At 47.4% G+C, this 18306-nt stretch carries 16 protein-coding genes; all 16 read left to right on the top strand.

Going from position 1 to position 18306, the window contains the following annotated elements; all coding sequences use genetic code 11:
* The first annotated feature begins 8 nt into the window (after positions 1-8).
* Entirely contained in the window at positions 9-1295 is a 1287-nt protein-coding gene (locus tag ABDB98_RS14975; RefSeq protein WP_438420539.1) for a phage portal protein, read from the top strand.
* Complete coding sequence (locus tag ABDB98_RS14970; protein WP_438420538.1) at positions 1249-1992, top strand: head maturation protease, ClpP-related; 744 nt, start codon at positions 1249-1251, stop codon at positions 1990-1992. Before ABDB98_RS14975 ends, ABDB98_RS14970 begins: the two co-directional genes overlap by 47 nt.
* The gene (locus tag ABDB98_RS14965) at positions 1992-3146 is read left to right on the top strand and encodes a phage major capsid protein (RefSeq protein ID WP_438420537.1); all 1155 of its coding nucleotides are present in this window, start codon (positions 1992-1994) and stop codon (positions 3144-3146) included. Before ABDB98_RS14970 ends, ABDB98_RS14965 begins: the two co-directional genes overlap by 1 nt.
* Positions 3136-3675, top strand: coding sequence for an Ig-like domain-containing protein (locus tag ABDB98_RS14960; protein ID WP_438422150.1), 540 nt, complete (start codon positions 3136-3138; stop codon positions 3673-3675). The genes ABDB98_RS14965 and ABDB98_RS14960 overlap by 11 nt, the downstream gene beginning before the upstream one ends.
* Positions 3676-3677: 2 nt before the next feature.
* Positions 3678-3917 (top strand): head-tail connector protein, encoded by a 240-nt coding sequence (locus tag ABDB98_RS14955; protein ID WP_206584167.1) that lies wholly within the window; start codon positions 3678-3680, stop codon positions 3915-3917.
* Between the two features lie 5 nt (positions 3918-3922).
* Positions 3923-4264, top strand: a complete 342-nt coding sequence (locus ABDB98_RS14950) for a phage head closure protein (RefSeq protein WP_165417758.1) — start codon at positions 3923-3925, stop codon at positions 4262-4264.
* Positions 4261-4689 carry an HK97-gp10 family putative phage morphogenesis protein gene (locus ABDB98_RS14945; protein WP_438420536.1) on the top strand — a complete coding sequence of 143 codons (429 nt, stop codon included), beginning with the start codon at positions 4261-4263 and terminating at the stop codon, positions 4687-4689. The genes ABDB98_RS14950 and ABDB98_RS14945 overlap by 4 nt, the downstream gene beginning before the upstream one ends.
* A complete protein-coding gene (locus ABDB98_RS14940; RefSeq protein ID WP_438420535.1) occupies positions 4686-5030 on the top strand; it encodes a hypothetical protein in 345 nt (114 codons plus the stop codon). The genes ABDB98_RS14945 and ABDB98_RS14940 overlap by 4 nt, the downstream gene beginning before the upstream one ends.
* 2 nt (positions 5031-5032) lie before the next feature.
* Positions 5033-5638: a major tail protein gene (locus ABDB98_RS14935; RefSeq protein ID WP_438420534.1), complete on the top strand. Its 606-nt coding sequence runs from the start codon at positions 5033-5035 to the stop codon at positions 5636-5638.
* Between the two features lie 82 nt (positions 5639-5720).
* Entirely contained in the window at positions 5721-6053 is a 333-nt protein-coding gene (gpG, locus tag ABDB98_RS14930) for a phage tail assembly chaperone G (RefSeq protein WP_438420533.1), read from the top strand.
* A gap of 241 nt (positions 6054-6294) precedes the next feature.
* Positions 6295-11622, top strand: coding sequence for a phage tail tape measure protein (locus ABDB98_RS14925; protein WP_438420532.1), 5328 nt, complete (start codon positions 6295-6297; stop codon positions 11620-11622).
* Positions 11622-12440, top strand: a complete 819-nt coding sequence (locus ABDB98_RS14920) for a phage tail family protein (RefSeq protein WP_438420531.1) — start codon at positions 11622-11624, stop codon at positions 12438-12440. Before ABDB98_RS14925 ends, ABDB98_RS14920 begins: the two co-directional genes overlap by 1 nt.
* An 11-nt stretch (positions 12441-12451) precedes the next feature.
* Positions 12452-13981 carry a phage tail protein gene (locus ABDB98_RS14915; protein ID WP_438420530.1) on the top strand — a complete coding sequence of 510 codons (1530 nt, stop codon included), beginning with the start codon at positions 12452-12454 and terminating at the stop codon, positions 13979-13981.
* A 14-nt stretch (positions 13982-13995) separates the two neighbouring features.
* Complete coding sequence (locus tag ABDB98_RS14910; RefSeq protein WP_438420529.1) at positions 13996-16557, top strand: peptidase G2 autoproteolytic cleavage domain-containing protein; 2562 nt, start codon at positions 13996-13998, stop codon at positions 16555-16557.
* A gap of 13 nt (positions 16558-16570) precedes the next feature.
* Positions 16571-18007 carry a BppU family phage baseplate upper protein gene (locus ABDB98_RS14905; protein ID WP_438420528.1) on the top strand — a complete coding sequence of 479 codons (1437 nt, stop codon included), beginning with the start codon at positions 16571-16573 and terminating at the stop codon, positions 18005-18007.
* A complete protein-coding gene (locus tag ABDB98_RS14900) occupies positions 18007-18306 on the top strand; it encodes a hypothetical protein (RefSeq protein ID WP_438420527.1) in 300 nt (99 codons plus the stop codon). Before ABDB98_RS14905 ends, ABDB98_RS14900 begins: the two co-directional genes overlap by 1 nt.

Raw genomic sequence — 18306 nt, 5'->3', positions numbered from 1 at the left:
TGAGAAAATTGGGCTTTTGGAGCAACGTACGAAACTTTTTCAGAGGTGCGACCGAAGCAAAGGCGGCCGCCAAAAAGGACCTTCCGCACTGGTTTATTCCTCGCGCCAGTATTTTCGGAAACTACGGAGAGACAACGCTGGCTGATAACGAGACTGTCTTCTCGGCTGTATCGAGGTTATCAAACACGATGGCAAGCTTGCCGATCAAAGCGTACAAAAATTACCAGCCGATCGAGTCGCAGGCATCCGAACTATTAACGTACGCGCCGAACCATAACATGACTTCCGGTGAAATGATCGGACTTTTGGAGACTCATCGGGATATTTCCGGGAATGGGTACGCGTTAAAACGGTATGGAATGCGCTATGAAGTCATCGGATTGGACGTGTTAGATCCTTCGAGAGTGCAGCCGGTCATTGAAGAATCGACTCGCGAGCTCTGGTACGAGATATTCGGTGATAACGGAAATTACTTCGTTCATAACATGGATATCATTCATGTTAAGCATATATCCGTTGACGGACTGAAAGGAATCTCACCACTAAAGGTGCTGCGGAATGCACTCGACTTTGATCGTGATGTAAGGACGTTCAGTCTCGAACAGATGGATGGCGCCAAGATATCGTTTATTCTCAAAGTCGCCAACCAACTCGATGATGAACGGAAAACAGCGATGTTAGAGAACTTCCGGAACTTCTATTCGAACAATGGCGGCATTCTAATACAAGAACCTGGCGTTGAAATTAAGGATTTAAAGAAGGAGTTCATCGATACAAAAGCGTTTGAGGTCGAAAAAGTGACCCGTTCCAGGGTTGCGCAAGCTTTTAACATTCCATTATATATGCTCGGCGAAACGCAAGGCAGCGTTTCGAACATGGAGCAACTTTACATCGATTATGTACAAGGCACGCTGATGCCTATCGCAACTCAATACGAAAAAGAATTTAACCGAAAATTACTGACCGAAAAGGAACGCAAGGCCGGCTATTATTTTAAGTTCAGTATGAACGCATTATTACGCGGAGACATGCAGACTCGCGGCAATTTCTATCAACAAGGCATCCGGAGCGGTTGGTTTAAGCCGAATGAGGTGCGTGCGTGGGAGGATCTACCGCCAGAAAAGGGTGGGGACACGCTTTATTTGAGCAAAGACTTATTCCCGATCGATCAAGTCGCACAGCAGAAAATCACGAGCAACGACGCGCCAAATCCTCCAACGTTAAAAACTAACGAATCAGCTGAAGGAGGTGAGAACAATAAAGAAGTTCTGGGAAATCAAAGCGGCGAAGAATGACGCTAAAGCTGGCGAGGTTTACATTTACAGCGAAATCAGTTCGGCTCAATTTTGGGGCGACGAAGTAACAGCGCAGACTTTTAAGGCGGGTTTAGACGAACTCGGCGACGTTTCTACGCTAAATATCTATATTAACTCGCCTGGCGGGTCCGTTTTCGAAGGAAATTCGATCTACAACATCATAAAGCGGCACAAAGCCCACGTTAACGTTTACGTCGACGGGCTGGCGGCCAGTATCGCAAGCGTCATCGCAATGTCCGGTGACGCTATTTTTATGCCCGCAAACGCGATGATGATGATTCACAATCCGTGGACCTTAGCGCAGGGAAACGCGGACGAACTCCGCAAGCAGGCCGATGACATGGACCGCATTCGCGAAAGTCTTATCGAGGCTTATCTCGGAAAAGCAGGCGAAAAGCTTGATCGCGATCGTTTAATCGCTCTTTTGGACGCAGAAACGTGGCTTACAGCGCAAGAATGCCTTGAATTAGGGCTTTGCGACAGCATCGAAGCGCCTAAGCAAGTGGCTGCGAGAGTAGATACGAAGTTATTCGCGAGTTACCGGAATACTCCGGACGTCTTTAAGTCCGATCAGCCTGCGGGCATGTCGGAGGAGGAACGGAGATTCCGCGAACAAATTGCCGCAGAAGCCGAAACACATTTACTCAAATTAAGAAATGACGGAGGAATAAATTAATGGAACTATTTGATCTAAAAGCTAATTTAAATACCGTAGGTACGCAATTGGCATCAGTTGATCGTGAGATCGTAGTGAAAGCTGCAGATCCAGGTGCGCAAATGGAAGATTTAAAAGCGCTTCAGCAGAAAAAACAAGATTTACAAGCACGTTACGACATTTTGAAAAGTCAGCACGATGCAAAAGAAGCGGAGCAAAAGGCTAGGATTCAAGCTTCACTTGAAAAAGAGCATGCGGGCGCGAGTGCAGGTCTTGAAAGTTCTGACCCATCTGTACGTAAAGTTTCAGCTAAAGCCGGACTTATCCGTGCTGCAATGCGCCGTGAAGTCCCGGCGCAAGAAGTGCGTGCGGTTCTTGGCGATAACAACGGAACAGGCGGAGAAAAATTACTGCCGAAAACAGTATCTGAAGAGCTAATTCATGAGCCTTTTGTAAAGAACCCACTCCGTAATGTATCAACCTATACAAGCGTTACTAACCTAGAGATCCCTAAAGTGGATTTTTCTTTAGATGATGATGATTTCATTCAAGATACACAGACTGCTAAAGAGCTAGAAGTTGAGGGCTCAGTTGTAACTTTTGGTCGCCGCAAATTCAAAGTTAAAGCAAAAGTTTCTGAAACTATTTTAGCTGCGACTGATACAAACCTAGTATCAACGGTTGAGCAAGCACTTCAGTCCGGTCTAGCTGCTAAAGAGAAGAAAGTATCTTTTGCAACTGCACCGAAAGTAGGCGAAGAGGAGATGTCATTCTACGGAGCCGGCATTAAAGAAGTGTCCGGAGAATCTACGTACAAAGCGATTAAAAAGGCCATTGCCGATCTGCCGGAAGATTTCCGCGAGAACGCAAAAGTTATGATGACCTATGCGGATTACTTGGAAATGATCGAAACTCTCGCAAACGGCAGCGCAACTCTTTACAACGCTCAGCCAGAGCAAATTATCGGTAAACAGGTTGTATTCTCGGATGCTGCGGTTAAACCAATCGTCGGTGACTTCCGTTACTCTCACTTTAACTACGATCCAGCGATCACTTATGAAAGCGACAAAGACATCAACACAGGCGAAAACTTATTCGTACTGACTGCTTGGTTCGACCACAAAATCAAGCTTAAATCAGCATTCCGTATTGCATCCGTTGTAACTGCGCCCTAATGCGCCCCAAGGGTTAACGGCGACTCCTAAAGACACATCGGTGTCCCTTAGCTGGGACGCCGTAACCTTCAATGGGGGCATTAAAGAATACGAGGTATATAGAGACGGAGTATCTATCGGATCTCGCGTAGGGACATCGTTTGCAGACAGCGGCTTAACGCAATTAACAACGTATAAGTATCAGGTTCGCGCAATTCCTAACATCGGCGACCCGTCGCCACTTAGCGTCGAGATTTCGGTGACTACGTTAGCGACCGAACCTACAGGCGTCAACATAACGGAAACCTCCAAGACCTTAACGGTGGGCGATACGTATAAGATTAACGCAACGGTCACGCCTTCAAGCGCAGACCAAAACGTGACTTTTACGTCTAGCAGCACCGCAACAGCAACCGTATCTAGCTCCGGCTTAGTAACGGCTAAAGCGGCCGGTACAACAACGATCACTGTCGCATCTAAGTCGAAGCCTTCGGTTAAGAAAACGGTGGCTATTACGGTTAACGAACCGGCACCTCCGGCAGGTGAATAACGATGGCACTTACGCTTGATGAAGCAAAAGAATACTTGCGGATTGATGGAGATGAGGACGATAACCTCGTCTCCTTTTTTATTTCCGCAGCAGAAAAGCATATGGAAAACGCAGGCGTAAAGGATACCGAATCGGACCTGTACAAAATGGCGGTGCTGATCTTTGTTGCGGACGCCTACGAAAACAGGACGACAGCTAACAGCGGAACAAAAATCGCCGGTATGATCCTTCAATTGAGGTGAGCGCTATGGCGGTAAACATCGGAAGTTTTAATAAGCGGATCACGTTTTTGCAGTACGCAAACACAACGAATGACGAAGGGTTTGAGATCGACGGATGGACGTCGGTTGCCACGGTTTGGTCGGCAGTAAAGACGTTACAGGGCCGAGAATTTATTGCGGCAGCCACGATTCAGGCCGAGAGGACGACCCGTTTTATCATTCGTTATTCCAAGCGAATGAAGGCGCTGCTTAATAATAAGATGCGCGTTAAATATGACGGACGAGAGTTCGAGATCGAAAGCATTATCAACGATAACGAAGCAAACGTTACCTTCACGATTATTGCGAAGGAGGTCGACGTTAAATGAGTTCAAGATCAAACGTTAAAGGCATGCGTGAGCTGATGGCGAGGCTAAACCGGATGGGTCGTGAATCTCAGTCCGTTAAGAAAGGCGCGCTTGAGACCGGCGCAAAGCCAGTATTTGACGAGATGGAAGCGCGAAAGCCTAGCGCAAAAAGTAAGATCCTGGTCAGCGACATTAAGAACGACATTATCGAAATCGGACCGAGCGACCTCGACTTTATATCGCGATTCGCTGAGTTCGGTACCAGTCCGCACTTAGAAAAAGCGAAGAACAAAAAGGTCATGAGCGACGGTTCTACGTTTTACGGAAGAGAAGTCGATCACCCGGGGCACCAAGCGATGCCTTTTATTGAGCCGTCTTTCAACGCGAAAAAGAACGAAGCACAGCGCGAGATCAGACGCTATTTAGAAAGGGAGTTATTTCGATGAATGCGCGGGCAATCGTTAACTCGGCGCTTAAACCGTTGGGCGTGCCTGTTGTTTTTCTTAAGTATCGCGGAGAGGACGAAACATACATCCGGTTTTTCTTCTACGACGAAAAGAGCGCACTCAATGCGGAAGACGCTGAGGAAGCGACGGGATTTTACGTTCAAGTTGATATTTATACGAAGGACCCAAGCGAATACGCTCGGTTAGAAACTGGCGTTAAGAAACAGCTCGTCGATGCGGGCTTTGGGCGCTTAGGGCAGTACGACCTATACGAACATGAAACGGAGATCTACCACAAGGTTCTCCGTTTTTATTATGCGCAAAATACGGAGGAGGAATAAATTTGGCAGGAACACGCATGGGATTACGCGATATTTACTTTGCGAAATTGATTAAGGACGATGAAGCGGGCGCCACTTACGATAAACCGGTTAAGATCGGTAAGGCAATTGAAGCGTCCATTTCACCGAACACAAACAGCGAAACTTTGAACGCGGATGATGGACCGTCTGAGATCGAAACGGCTTTCGGCGGCGTCGAGGTAGAGATCGGCGTTGACCAGTTGTCCCACGACATTCAGGCGTTATTACTCGGACATACGGTTAATGCTGATGGCGTACTTGAAAAGAAAGACACCGATTTGGCGCCATACGGTGCGTTACTCTTTAAATCGCAAGTATCGGGCGGCGGCGATAAGCTTTACGCGCTATATAAAGGGAAGTTCCAGTTACAGGAAGAAGAGTTCGCTACTAAAACGGATAGTCCGGAATTCCAAACGGATTCAATTTCCGGAACATTCATGCGTCGTGAGTTTGATGGCGTTTGGGGCCGTTCAGTTTACACGAAAGGTGAAGGCGTTAATCAGACGGTTATTAACGAATGGTTCACGAAAGTTTACGAGCCTTCTGCATCTACCGGTGGCGGCGGAACACCGCCTTCAGGCGAGTAATAGATTCATATCAGAGAGTTCGGCTGCGGCCGGCTCTCTTTTATTTGTTCACTCAAAAAACAACAATTAGGAGAGTGTTTGCATGCAAATTACATTACTTATCAAAGGTGAAGAAAAGGTATTTCACGCACCATTTATTAAAGGAAGAATGCTTCGCGAAGCTATCAAGCTATCGAAAACAAGCAATTTTGACGAACTAGACGTCGGCGATCTCGATAACCTCGTTGATTACGTTGTTCGCGTGTATGACGGTCAATTCTCGCTTGACGATTTCTATGACGGTATTTCTTCCGAAAAGATGATCTCGACTATTTCCGACACTATCCAAGGCGTCGTAGGAACGGTAAATGCAGGTGTTGAACAGTCTGAAGCTGCAAAAGGTGAAGCCACTGCGGAGACTCCGGCAAAAAACTAACGCCGGGGTACCTTTTCCCGTTAGACTTCCTCGAAAAGCTTGAGAACGACCTTAAAAAACTTTATCTCGATAACATGGAGCGTCCACAAGATATCTATTACTTTGACGAAATGGATATCGGTTGGTTCTTCGAGCTTATGCACTATTCCGATAGCGGCAAAAACAAGCGCGGCGGTTCAAGCGGCGGGAAGAAGGAAGTCTATATCGATCAGGTACTCGGTTTTTAGAAAGGAGGTAAAGCATGGCAGAATCACTCGGCGCTTTGCGCGTCAGTATCGGATTGGACAGCGCAGACTTGACGCGAGGCCTTGCGGATATTAACCGTAAACTTGGAGCGCTTAATAGTGAGTTCAAGGCAACAATGGCCGGCGCAGGTAAATTCGATAACAGTCTCAATACTCTCAATCAGAAAGCAAGCGTGCTCAACCGTACGCTTCAGGTACACAAAGCGAAGCTATCCGACCTTAAGCGCCAGTACGAAGAAAGTGTTCAGACGAAAGGAAAAGATGCGGCTGCCTCCGTCCGGTTACTAACGCAGTACAACAAAGCATTAGCGGTCATGAGGAAAACCGAGGACCAACTCGACCTCGTTAATAAGCGGATTAGAGAGCAGAGTACCGGATTCGCACAGCTAGGCGCTAAGCTAAATGCGAGCGTCAATACGATCACGACGAAAATGCGTGCGCTTGACGCGGCGTTTAAAGCGACAACGGCTAGCGTTGATAACTTCGGATCGACCTCGGACCAGCTGAGGCAGAAAGCCGACCACTTAAATAAATCGATTGATCTTCAGCAACAACGCTTAAAAGATCTTCGCCGGTTATACCTCGAAGCCAAGCGCGCCAAGGGCGAGGACGCTCAGGAGACGCAGGAGCTTAGCGCAAGAATGAACGAAGCTACCGCACAGCTCCGCGAGACGCAAGCGCAGTTAAGATCGACCAATACGCAGATCGAACAGCAGGCCAACGCATGGCACCGTATGGGAACGCAAGCTCAAGAGAGCGGCGAAAACCTTCGAACGATCGGCGGTAAATTACAGTCGATTGGCTCTGAAATCGCGACGTCTTTTGGTGTAGCGACGTTGGCAATCAGCGGAGCTCTTGGCCTCGCGACAAAGAAATCGATGGACTTCGAGCAGCAAATGTCGAACGTTAAATCGGTAATGGACCCGGCAGAGGCGAATAAATACAGCGACGCTTTAACGAACCTGGCGGTTAAACTCGGTGCAGATACGAAATACAGCGCGTTAGAGGCTGCGCAAGGTATGGAAGAGCTCGTTAAAGCAGGCGTATCTACAAAAGACATCATGGACGGCGGCCTTTCGGGGGCACTTTCATTAGCGACAGCCGGTGACCTTGAATTGGCAGACGCCGCAGAGATCGCCTCTACTGCACTCAATGCATTCAGAGACGATAATTTAAGTGTTGCCAAGGCTGCTGACATTCTAGCAGGAGCGGCCAATGCTTCGGCTACTTCTGTTGGAGAAATGAAGTACGGATTGTCCATGACTTCAGCGGTAGCCGCGGGTATGGGTTTATCGTTTAAAGATACATCTACAGCGCTTGCAGTATTTGCGCAGAATGGGCTAAAGGGATCTGATGCTGGAACATCACTGAAAACAATGTTAAGTCGTTTAGTGCCGATGACAGACGGTGCTTATACAACAATGGAGTCGCTCGGTCTTGTTTCATTAGATACGAAAAAAGCATTTGAGTCTTTGGCTAAACAGGGATTTAAACCAGCTAGCCAAGATCTCGGAGATATTTACAAAGCGATGGATGCATACGTCACCAAGACAACTGGCTTGAAGAAGGGTACGGCCTCATTTGAAAAAGCATTTTCTAAGGCATCGATTGCACTTGGAGTGATGGACAATAAGTTTTTCGATGCTCAAGGAAACATTAAAAGTATGACCGAGATATCAGGAGAACTCTCTAAGGCCTTGGATGGTATGTCAGCCAAAGATAAACAGGAAGCACTTTACAAAATTTTCGGTTCCGACGCTATCCGCGGAGCATTAATCCTCGGCAAGTCTGGAGCTAAAGGTTTTACCGAAATGGCAAATGCAATGGATAAGATCAAAGCGGCAGACGTTGCGGCCGAGCGTATGAACAACTTGAAAGGACGGATCGAAGAGTTATCAGGCGCATTCGAAACGGCACAAATAAATGTCGGTAAAGCGTTAACCCCGGCCGTATCCGCGCTAGTTGCCGTTTTGCAAAAAGTTGTAGACGCGTTTAATAATTTATCGCCGGGTATGCAGACATTTATCGCAATTTCTGCGGCGGTCGTAGCTGTGATCCTCGGCATCATAACAACGTTCGGAGCTGTTTTAGCTGGATTCGGAGCGATGGCTGCGGGCATCGGAGCGTTGATTGAAGCGGGCGGTCTTCTGGCCGTCAGTGGGACCGTTCTCGGCTCCGTATTTGCAGCGCTAACCAGTCCTATTGCTTTAACCATCGCGGGAATAATGGGACTAATCGCTGTATTCACACTCGTATATAAACACTCGGAGCAGTTACAGAAGCTTTTAGGCGTAGTGTTTAACGCAATCAAATCCGGTGCCTTAGTCGCATACAACGGCGCGAAGGTGGCATTTGACGGAATCATTGCGGCTGTCGATCGAGTGTCAACGTACTTGCTCGAAAAAGGTCCGGCCATGTGGAACGGATTTGCAGCCGGTGCGGTCAACATTGGAACCGCAATTCAGAGCGGATTCAATAGTGCGATCGCTACAATAGGTTCGTTCTTTTACTCGCTCGGACAGAAAGCCTCGGAATTCTTCGGCCAAGGAGTCGCAGCTAAAGTATCGGACGCGGCTGGGTTATTCTTCGCACAATTGAAAACGGCTTTCTCAAGCGTCGGTGGCGTAATCTCTATTGTCGCTCCAACGATTACGGCGTTCGGCTTAGCTTTAGCGGGCGTATCAGGTCCGATAGGCCTCGCTATTACCGCGCTAGTTAGTTTGTCCGGATTTTTATTCCGCCTTTATCAATCTAACGAACAGTTCCGCACCTCAGTAACGACTGTTTGGGCGCAAGTATCGAGCGTAATTAGTAGCGCAATGACGGCTCTGCAACCGGTATTTGACGCATTCAGTCAATACTTCGGTGAAATCGCTGCTGAATTAGCGCCGGAGTTCGCGGAAACGATGAACGTTATGGTTACGAGTCTCGCTACGTTAAAGCCGGCTTTTGCGGAGCTAGGCGCAGCTATTGCCGAGCTCGGACCGTCTTTCGCACAATTAGGCGCGACGTTCGCAAGTTTAGCGGGTGCCCTAGGTACGGCATTTTCGGATGCGGTCGTTCAAATTACGCCTCTACTCGGAGAATTAGCGAGTGCCTTTACGCAGATGCTTCCGGGGATAATTAGCTTGGTAAGCGGACTATTAAACATATGGGTACAGGTCCAAGGTACGTTATTACAGGTAATAACGTCAATTGTAACGACAGTGTTACCGATTTTAGTCGAAGGATTTACATCGTTACTACCGATTGTCTTGAACGTGGTTCAAGCGGTATTTCCAGTGATCCTAAGTCTCATCCAAGCAATCGCGCCCGTGATTCAGATGATCGCAACTACAGTACTACCGGTTTTGTTGAGCGCGGTTCAGGCGATTTTTCCAGTCGTTTTAGCAGTGGTAAAAGCGGTCATGCCTTTCGTGGCTACTATTATCCAGTTGGTTGCGTCAGTAATCAAGGATCTGGTAGTTAACGTCCTACCGTTAATTTTGGAAGTCGTAAAAGCGGTCTTTCCGTTGATCGTACCTATCATTCAATATGCGACACAAATTATCATTCAGGTATTAAAGGCGGCTGCCATAATTATCAAAACTGTTTTAATTCCTGCCGTAAAGTTTATTCTGAGCATTGTTCAAGCAGTTTTCCCTGTAATAGTTTCCGTCATTAGGGCCGCGCTAAATATAGTGACTAACGTAATCAAGTTGTTCTCAGCTGTGTTAAGAGGGGATTGGAAGGCTGCATGGAACGCCGTCCTCGGAATCTTAAAAGCTATATTCTCGCCGATTGTAAAATTAGTAACCAACATGGGAAAAGCAATTTCCGATAAATGGACTTATGTTAAGAATAAGATGGCGCTTTTAACTTACGAGATGAAGAAAAAAGTAATGGAACGTTTTAACAGTATAGTAGATGGCGCGAAAAAGCTTCCAGGAAGAATTGGAGACGGAATCAAAAGTATGGCCGGTAAAGCTGTCAACGGAGTCAAGTCTCTTGGGAACAAGATGATCGGCGGCTTCGAGGGTATCGTAAACGGTCTTACGCAAAAAGGTATCAATAAGGTTCTCGGATTAGTTGGTGTCGATAAGAAGCATTTCATCCCGAAATTAGAGATTCCTAGATATGCGAAAGGTACGGCAGCAGGCGGACACCCAGGCGGTCCAGCGATCCTTGGCGATGGTGGCGGTCCTGAGCTATTCCGAACACCTTCCGGATTTACCGGCCTAAGTCCCGGCAGAGATACGCTGTTTAATTTACCGAAAGGAACGCAAGTCCTTCCGCACGACATGACGAAAAAGCTTATTGCGCAGGGCATTCCGGCCTTCAAGAACGGGACGAAAAAGAAAAACCTATTCGAAAGAGGTGTCGATGCGGTTTCGGGCGCAAAAGACACTGTCGTAAATGTCGCGAAAGGCGCCGTGAATAAAGTCAAAGACTTCGCGTTTGACGTATGGGATTACGTTTCAGACCCGAAGAAACTAGTTTCGAAGGTTGTCAATAGCCTCGGACTAAAGCTTCCGGAAATTTCTGGCGCATTCGGCAGTTTGGCGAAAGGGTCTTACGAAAAGATTAAATCGTCAATGGTCGGTTTCGTTAAGAAGCAGATCGATGATTTTGGCGGCGGCTTCGGAAGCGGAGAAAAAGCGACGGGTAACGTTAAACAGTGGATTCGTAAAGCGATGGCAGTCACAAAAGTCCCGAGTAGTTGGTTCAATCCATTAACAACGATCGCAATGAAAGAATCCGGAGGACGGACCGGTCCTTCAACGATCAACAAATGGGATAGCAACTGGAAGCGCGGAACACCGTCGATGGGTCTGATGCAGACGATTAGACCGACGTTTGACGCGTATAAAATGAAGGGAATGGGCGATATCATGAATCCGGTTCACAACGCGGCGGCGGCCATTCGTTATATCATCTCACGATATAAAACGGTTTTCAACGTTCCGGGAATTAAATCAATGCGTGCCGGTGGGCCATACAAAGGCTACAAAATCGGCGACATTGTAACACAAAAGCAACTCGCTTGGGTTGCGGAAGAGGGTCCGGAAGCAGTCATCCCGTTAAAGAATAATCGTCAGCGGGCGCTTCAGCTTTATAAAGAAACTGGTAAGAAATTAGGCGTAGAGAGCGGAACAGATCAGACGGTTGTAGCGAATCTACTTGAGCGGTTGGTTAGCGTGGAGCAACGATCTTTAGCGGCGCTTAATATAATCGCGCAAAAAGATCCGAGCGTACGGGTAGATAAGGATGCTTTAACTAACTACGTCGACAGCTCTCAGGCGCAACAAGCTACGATGAAAAGATTATTTAGGGGTGATCGGTAGTGCATCTGATAATTATAAAAAACGGTGAGACGATCGATCACCGTAATTTCGGTTTGCGGCTCCTTAGTTTTCGTAAGGACTCGTTAACCCACCGTACAGATCTTCAGGAAATAGACGGCCGCAACGGATCAATCGATGTAGGTACGACATTCGATGTCCGGAAGTTAACGGCCGTCTTTCTTTTTAAAGGCGTGGATCATCTGGATTATCATTTGTTACTGGATGAGATATACAATCTATTCGCAACACAGAACCAAATGGAAATTATAGATTCGCGCCAACCCGGAAAGGTTTGGTCCGTAAAAGTAAGCAGCACGTACGAACCGGAAGACATTACGCCAAGGAGCGGAAAACTTACGGTTGAGTTTACGGCTGCTTTTCCTTTTGCGGCTTCTTTAGGCTCAACACTCGATCCATTAACGTTTAACTCCGATAAGTGGCAAGTCGCACAAGGTATGCTCCCTTCGGACGATTTATCGTATCTACACAAAACGAACAGATTCCGAATTTATAACGCAGGTAACGTCACAATTGATCCAGCCGAAGACGTACCGTTAGACATCGTTTATAAAGGCGCCTCATCTAATTTTAAGCTCGCGAATAAAACGACTACCCAAACGGTGGCTTATTCGGGGAGCTCCGGATCAACCGATATGCTGAAGCTCGAAGGCCTCCGGCATTTGAAGAACGGCACAAGCATATACGCGAATACGAACCGAGGCTACATTTCGCTTGCTCCCGGATGGAACGAGATCGAACTTTCCGGAACGGTGGGAAGCTTCGAAATATCTTTCGATTTTCATTATTTGTATAAGTAGGTGCAGCGACGATGGCTATTTTAGCAGTAAAAGATATATCGGGAATCGCGGAACCTTTGCCGGGCTTCTTTGCTACGCGTAGTAACGGAATCGAGGGAGAAAAAACGTTAAATGTAACGGGATATAAGACGGATCTAAATCAACACGGTTATAATCTCGTTAAAAACGAAAATATCCTTATTTATAAAGACGAAGAATACATTATCAAAACGCACAAGGAAAAAACGTCCAAAAACGGCGTGGGCGTTGAGGTAACGGCACTTCACCGGATATTTGACGACTTGATAAATTATCGGATTTACGAAGAGAAATCGGGCACGCTGCGAATAAATGCGATGCTCGATTTTGCGTTAAAAGGGACCGGATACACGTACGAAGTAGACTATACGGATCTTCCGACATCAGTAGAGGTTCAAAACTTCGGATGGGATAATTCGTTAGCTTTACTGCGAAGCATTCTCGAAAAGTTTGGCGCAGAGTTTGATTACGATGGTAAGCGTATATACATTGCGAAAAAGATCGGCAGCAAGAAAGACGAACCTTTTCTGCGATACAAGTACAACGTCAGTGAGCCGGAAAAAGAGATTGATACTAGTAGCTTTGCGACTTATATTCGCGGCTACGGTAAACAAAAAGATGATGGTACCTATGTTGTGCAGGCGGAGTATACAAGTCCATTAGCAACGATCTACGGAATAAAGCACGCCGAGCCGGTAAAAGACGAAAGATTTACGGATAAATCTTCGTTGCTGGCAGAAATGAAGAATAAGCTCGGTGACAGTCTGGACATTTCGCTAACATTTACGGCTATTGAGCTCGCAAATATGGGCTTTAAAGACGTAAGAAAAGGCGATTATCTGTGGTGCGTTATCGAACCGTTTGATATTAACGTTCAGCTACGCGTCTTAACTATCGAAGACTATTCGAATGACAAAAAGCCGCCGGTTTTCACATTCGGATCAGTCACGAAAAAAGCGTCGGATTTAATTGCGGATTTTGATACGACTAAGAAAACGGTTGATAAGGTAATCGATGCGTCCACCGGAACCATTAAAGCAAGCGCACTGAATACAGCAGGATTGGCGCTCAAGAGCGATTTAGACGCGCACGTAAAAAACACGGACATACACGTAACCGCATCAGAAAAGTTAACGTGGGATTCGAAGGAGTCAGGCGGAGCGGTGGCCGCGTTAGAAGCGCGCCTAACGAATGTAACGTGGACGGCTCCGACGTTTAAAAACGGATGGACGCAATACACTGACGCTTCCGGAAGTTACCCGGTTCAGTACGGTAAGGACATGGTCGGAACAGTGATATTACGAGGCGTCGCGAAAGGCGGCACTATCGGGCCAACAACACCGGTTTACACACTGCCGGCAGGTTTTCGTCCAACTTACCCGCAGCACTTTACCGGATCGGCAGGTGCTGGTTTTATTTATACCGGCGTTATAAAAACGAACGGCGATGTTTGTATTGAGAGCAGCACGAATACAACTGCGAACGCTTTTATAGCAATCAATACGCAATTTAAAGCGAACTAAACGGAGGTGAGCGCATGGGGAAATACTCATATAAGAAAGCTGATACTAGCGGATTTGACCGTCAGTATATCAAGAACTACAACCAAAACCTCGAAGACATCGGCAACGACATGCTCGATCTGAGTAACGGTTTGAGCCGTCATAAATCCGCAGAGCATGCCCATACGTCAGATCAGATTGACCATAGCGGTTTTTCTTTGCGCACATATATAGATGGTCTGTATAACCGTATAAAAAACTTGATTCTTAACACAGACGGAACGAACGTAAAAGAGGTGGTAGACGCACGTGTAGACGCAGACGGAAACGTCGAACCTCTACTAAAAGAGCGGCTCGATAAAGAGTATTACAAGTTGCTTCGAAAAATTCAACGCAACGTAAACGTGGACGATTATGGCGCCGATCCTACGGGCGAAACAGATAGTACGGATGCTTTCGTAAGGGCACTCGGTAATGGTAAGGTGCGCCTTAATTTATCAGCGGGTGAATACGTCATCAAAGGCGCTAAGATCCCGTCATGGACGTATCTTGTCGGTCAGGGAAAAGGCGTTACCACGCTGAAGCTTCATGAGGACACGCCGGCCAGCGAGTGGGTTATTACGAACGCTGACCACTCAGGAGGAAACCGGAATATCTACGTAGAGGGAATGACGCTCGATTGGAACCCAGATAGACAAGGCGGTGTGACCGCGACGGGGGGGATAAATTCAAGCTGCTTAACTTTGGCGAAAGTAAAATTCGGATGGATTAAGGACGTAGAGGCGGTAAACCCCGGTCTGCACGGCTTCGATATAACGGCTCCTAAGTACGACGTCACTACGGAAAATTATACGGCTGATGGTTCATACTACGTTTGGCTTGATAACTGTGTTGCATCCGGTTACGGTGACGACGGAATTACGACGCACTACAGCGAATACATTTTCATTTCAAATTCACACTGTATGGACCCTAGCGGAAAAGCACACCCGGCCGGTGCTGCTAATTCGAATGGAATCGAAATTGATGACGGTTCAAAAAATGTTTGGGTAGACGGCTGTTATACGAGCGGAAACATTCGAGGTGTCGAAGTAAAGGCACACAAAGAATGGCCAGCATCGCAAAACATCCATGTGACGAATCATGTTTCTTATAGGGACGTTCGTTCTTACGATGCAAGACACATCGCCCACCATAGCGAGACTGATCCGGAGAGTACATCTGCGTATCATGTGACATTCTCAAACTGCACGTCAATTGAACCCGTTTTTAATAGTTTATACGCAGATATTTCTCCGAGAGCGTTGGTTATCTCAGCATATAAGCATGTTCAGATCTCGAATTTTACTGCGATCGGCGATCCGCAATACGACTACAAGGCCAACCCGGTAGTCGCGCTTCAATTTAAATCTCGATATATCAACGTCGATGGAATCAAGATTCGAGGTTTTAAGACGGCCAGCCACGACATTCGAGCTTTTGGCGGTGCACAAGGAACTGATTACGTACAGATATCTGGCGTCACAATTTCCGAGTCTTCACCGATTGGTGTCGCGTTCGGTGGCGGGGTTTATAATGCTTCCCTGATTGGCGCCACATTAATCGGAGATAGTGGTGAGATGGGCGTTTATTCTCCGAACAACCAAGTAGAACTTGCGGCAATTAACGCGGCTGGATATACATCTGCGGCAAACCTCGGAGGACGGTCGTATAGCGTTGTCCCTACGAATTTTAAAGGAGGATTCAAAGGCGCTACCACGAGCGGTTCACCCCTAGATCCGACGAGCGCAATCATTGCTGCTACGGGTGCGAATGTTGCGAAAGGGCCTAGAAACTTCATGGGCGGCGTTTCGGGAGGCTCATCGACTGAAGGATCGCGGCAGGCTATTCTCGCAACGAACAATTCGCATACAAAAGGCGACGGCCCGGCTCGAACCATCCTATCGTCACAGTCCGTAATAAACGATGACGGTTACACGGTTGTAGGCGGATATGGTTCTGGCGAAGCATCCGCAGGGAACATCAAATGGAAGATCGACTCCATGAACGGTAATATTCAGGGCGTCGGCCGGGTCGAAAGCGTTTCAGACTTTAAGGACGTCGCGGAGTATTTCGAGTCACTGGACGGACAGAGAATTGATTCCGGCCTCATGGTAACGCTCGAAGGCGATAAAATCCGAAAAGCGCAGCCAGGGGATAGCGTAGACGGCATTATATCTGAAACTGCCGGAGTTGTATTGGGAGGCGCGGGTTTTTACTGGAATGATCGGTTCTTACGTAACGAGTTTGGTGGCATGATCTACGAAACAATCATCGAGAATGGCCGAGAGCTGACCGTACCGAAAGAGAATCCGAACTATGATCCGACCCTTGAATATATTCCTCGTGATGAGCGTGTTGAGTGGCATATCGTCGGGCTTATCGGTCAAATACATGTACGTATTGACGATACAGTCAAATTGGGTGATAGGGTTACGGCGGGCACCAACGGTATTGCAACGAAAACCGGGGACAACAGCGGATTTAAAGTAATGCGAATTAAGACGGCTTACGATTCCGAAAAGGGATACGGTGTAGCCGTTATTTTTATGCGGTAAAGGAGGTTTTGCAGTGATATACAATAACGCACCCCTTGCGTTTGAGGTAACGAGTTGGACTAAAACGAATATTAAAACCGCCATACAGTTCAGCACGCAAGACATCGATACGGCGCGTTTGATCTTCTCGTTAACAAAGGATGGCGTTCCGTTGCCGTTGTCTGCTGTTACCGGGAAGCTCGTCATGTTCATGGCGGACGGCAGCCGGTTTATAAGAAGCGTAGAGATCGTGGATAAGATCGAAGGAATCGCTCAGCACGTTTTATCGCCCGAAGAGGTTCGCCACTACGGCGACGTGCGGGCGGAGCTTAATCTCTATTACGCGAATAAACAGGCGCTCTCCGTTCATAAATTCTCGTTCACTATCGACAAGGCACTGATTGACACGGATATCGTTCCTATTGCGGAGTATTATATCGATGACTTCGAGGCTTTGATCGCAAAGGTAAACGAACTATATGACGAAGCCATTGAAACCATCGAAGAGCTGCGCAAGAAATTCGAAGACCTCGAAAATATTGAGACAAAAGAAGGAGCGCAAGAAAAAGCCGATAAGGCTCTTTCGGACAGTAAAGCGTACACGGACGAACACGCAGATCGGACGGATAACCCGCACTCAGTGACAAAGGATCAGATCGGACTTAATAATGTAGACAACGTTAAACAGGCGCCGCTTGATCAATTCCGGGCCCACGATTCGAACGGCATCCGCCATACATCGCAAGCTGAAAAGGACAAGTGGAACGGCTCTCAGTTATTCAAATTGACGCAGGATACCGGCGCAGCAAAGTACATGACGGGCGTCGATTTTAATACGGTGACGGATACCGGCTTCTATTATATGAGCGGCGCAACGACGGCATTAAATGCGCCAGTAAATAACAACGGGTATCTGCTCGTTCATAACTACAGCACGTACGCGTATCAGGAATACACGTCCTATAGTAGCAATGATTCGACGTCTTCGGGCCGGCGTAAATTCATGCGTAATAAGGTCGCGAGTTCGGAAACTTGGACGTCATGGCGCGAGCTCGAATCGGTGGATGGGGCGCAATCAAAGATTGACGCTCACGCTAACAGAACGGACATCCACGTCATACAAGCGGATAAAGATAAGTGGAATAGTCCGTGGGTCGCGACGTGGAATAACGTTACTTTGATTAACGGAGCGCAGCAAAACACCGGCTATCCGTTCAAGTTTTCCGTTGCGAATAACGAAATTAAACTGCGAGGCACGTTCGGCTCGCTGCCGGCCGCCGGTACGACGGTAGCGAAATTCACGTATAAGCCGACGCAGCTCGTAGATTTCGTCGTACCTACGATTGGCTCTTACGGGACGGCCCGGTTCGCATTTACGACGGACGGCGAATTACGGTTCGACGGTCTTTCCGCAACCGACTCAGCGAGCGTTACGAGAGTATCTTTTAATATCGGGATTCCACTATGGTAATGGAGGCGATGAATGTGCACGTTCTTTTCTACGATGAAAATTTCAAATATGACGGCGAAGCGGATATCGAAATAAATACGGGGGCAGGCGAGAAACTGCCCCCAAATTGCACAACTGCGTTAATTCCTGCCGGATTATACGATCCGAAATATGATCCTAAAAAGGGCGTTTGGGTTGAGGCTGCAACACAAGATTATATCGACAGTGTAAAACCACCTGCACCAAAACCAAGCGAAATTGAAGTCCTGTCTCAACAGGTCGCGGATCTATACTATCTAATTGCGATGGGAGGCTCGTAA

Source organism: Bacillus siamensis (genome assembly GCF_051628075.1).
In the GTDB taxonomy this organism is placed as follows: domain Bacteria; phylum Bacillota; class Bacilli; order Bacillales; family Bacillaceae; genus Bacillus; species Bacillus siamensis.
Note: the sequence above shows the minus strand (reverse complement) of the source record. Positions and strands in the feature narration are given on the sequence as shown.

What these genes read in the sequence shown, in the direction of transcription:
- ABDB98_RS14965 (WP_438420537.1), top strand. Translation starts at nt 1,992, where the DNA reads ATGGAACTATTTGATCTAAAAGCTAATTTAAATACCGTAGGTACGCAA.
- ABDB98_RS14955 (WP_206584167.1), top strand. Translation starts at nt 3,678, where the DNA reads ATGGCACTTACGCTTGATGAAGCAAAAGAATACTTGCGGATTGATGGA.
- ABDB98_RS14950 (WP_165417758.1), top strand. Translation starts at nt 3,923, where the DNA reads ATGGCGGTAAACATCGGAAGTTTTAATAAGCGGATCACGTTTTTGCAG.
- ABDB98_RS14945 (WP_438420536.1), top strand. Translation starts at nt 4,261, where the DNA reads ATGAGTTCAAGATCAAACGTTAAAGGCATGCGTGAGCTGATGGCGAGG.
- ABDB98_RS14940 (WP_438420535.1), top strand. Translation starts at nt 4,686, where the DNA reads ATGAATGCGCGGGCAATCGTTAACTCGGCGCTTAAACCGTTGGGCGTG.
- gpG (WP_438420533.1), top strand. Translation starts at nt 5,721, where the DNA reads ATGCAAATTACATTACTTATCAAAGGTGAAGAAAAGGTATTTCACGCA.
- ABDB98_RS14925 (WP_438420532.1), top strand. Translation starts at nt 6,295, where the DNA reads ATGGCAGAATCACTCGGCGCTTTGCGCGTCAGTATCGGATTGGACAGC.
- ABDB98_RS14915 (WP_438420530.1), top strand. Translation starts at nt 12,452, where the DNA reads ATGGCTATTTTAGCAGTAAAAGATATATCGGGAATCGCGGAACCTTTG.
- ABDB98_RS14910 (WP_438420529.1), top strand. Translation starts at nt 13,996, where the DNA reads ATGGGGAAATACTCATATAAGAAAGCTGATACTAGCGGATTTGACCGT.
- ABDB98_RS14900 (WP_438420527.1), top strand. Translation starts at nt 18,007, where the DNA reads ATGGAGGCGATGAATGTGCACGTTCTTTTCTACGATGAAAATTTCAAA.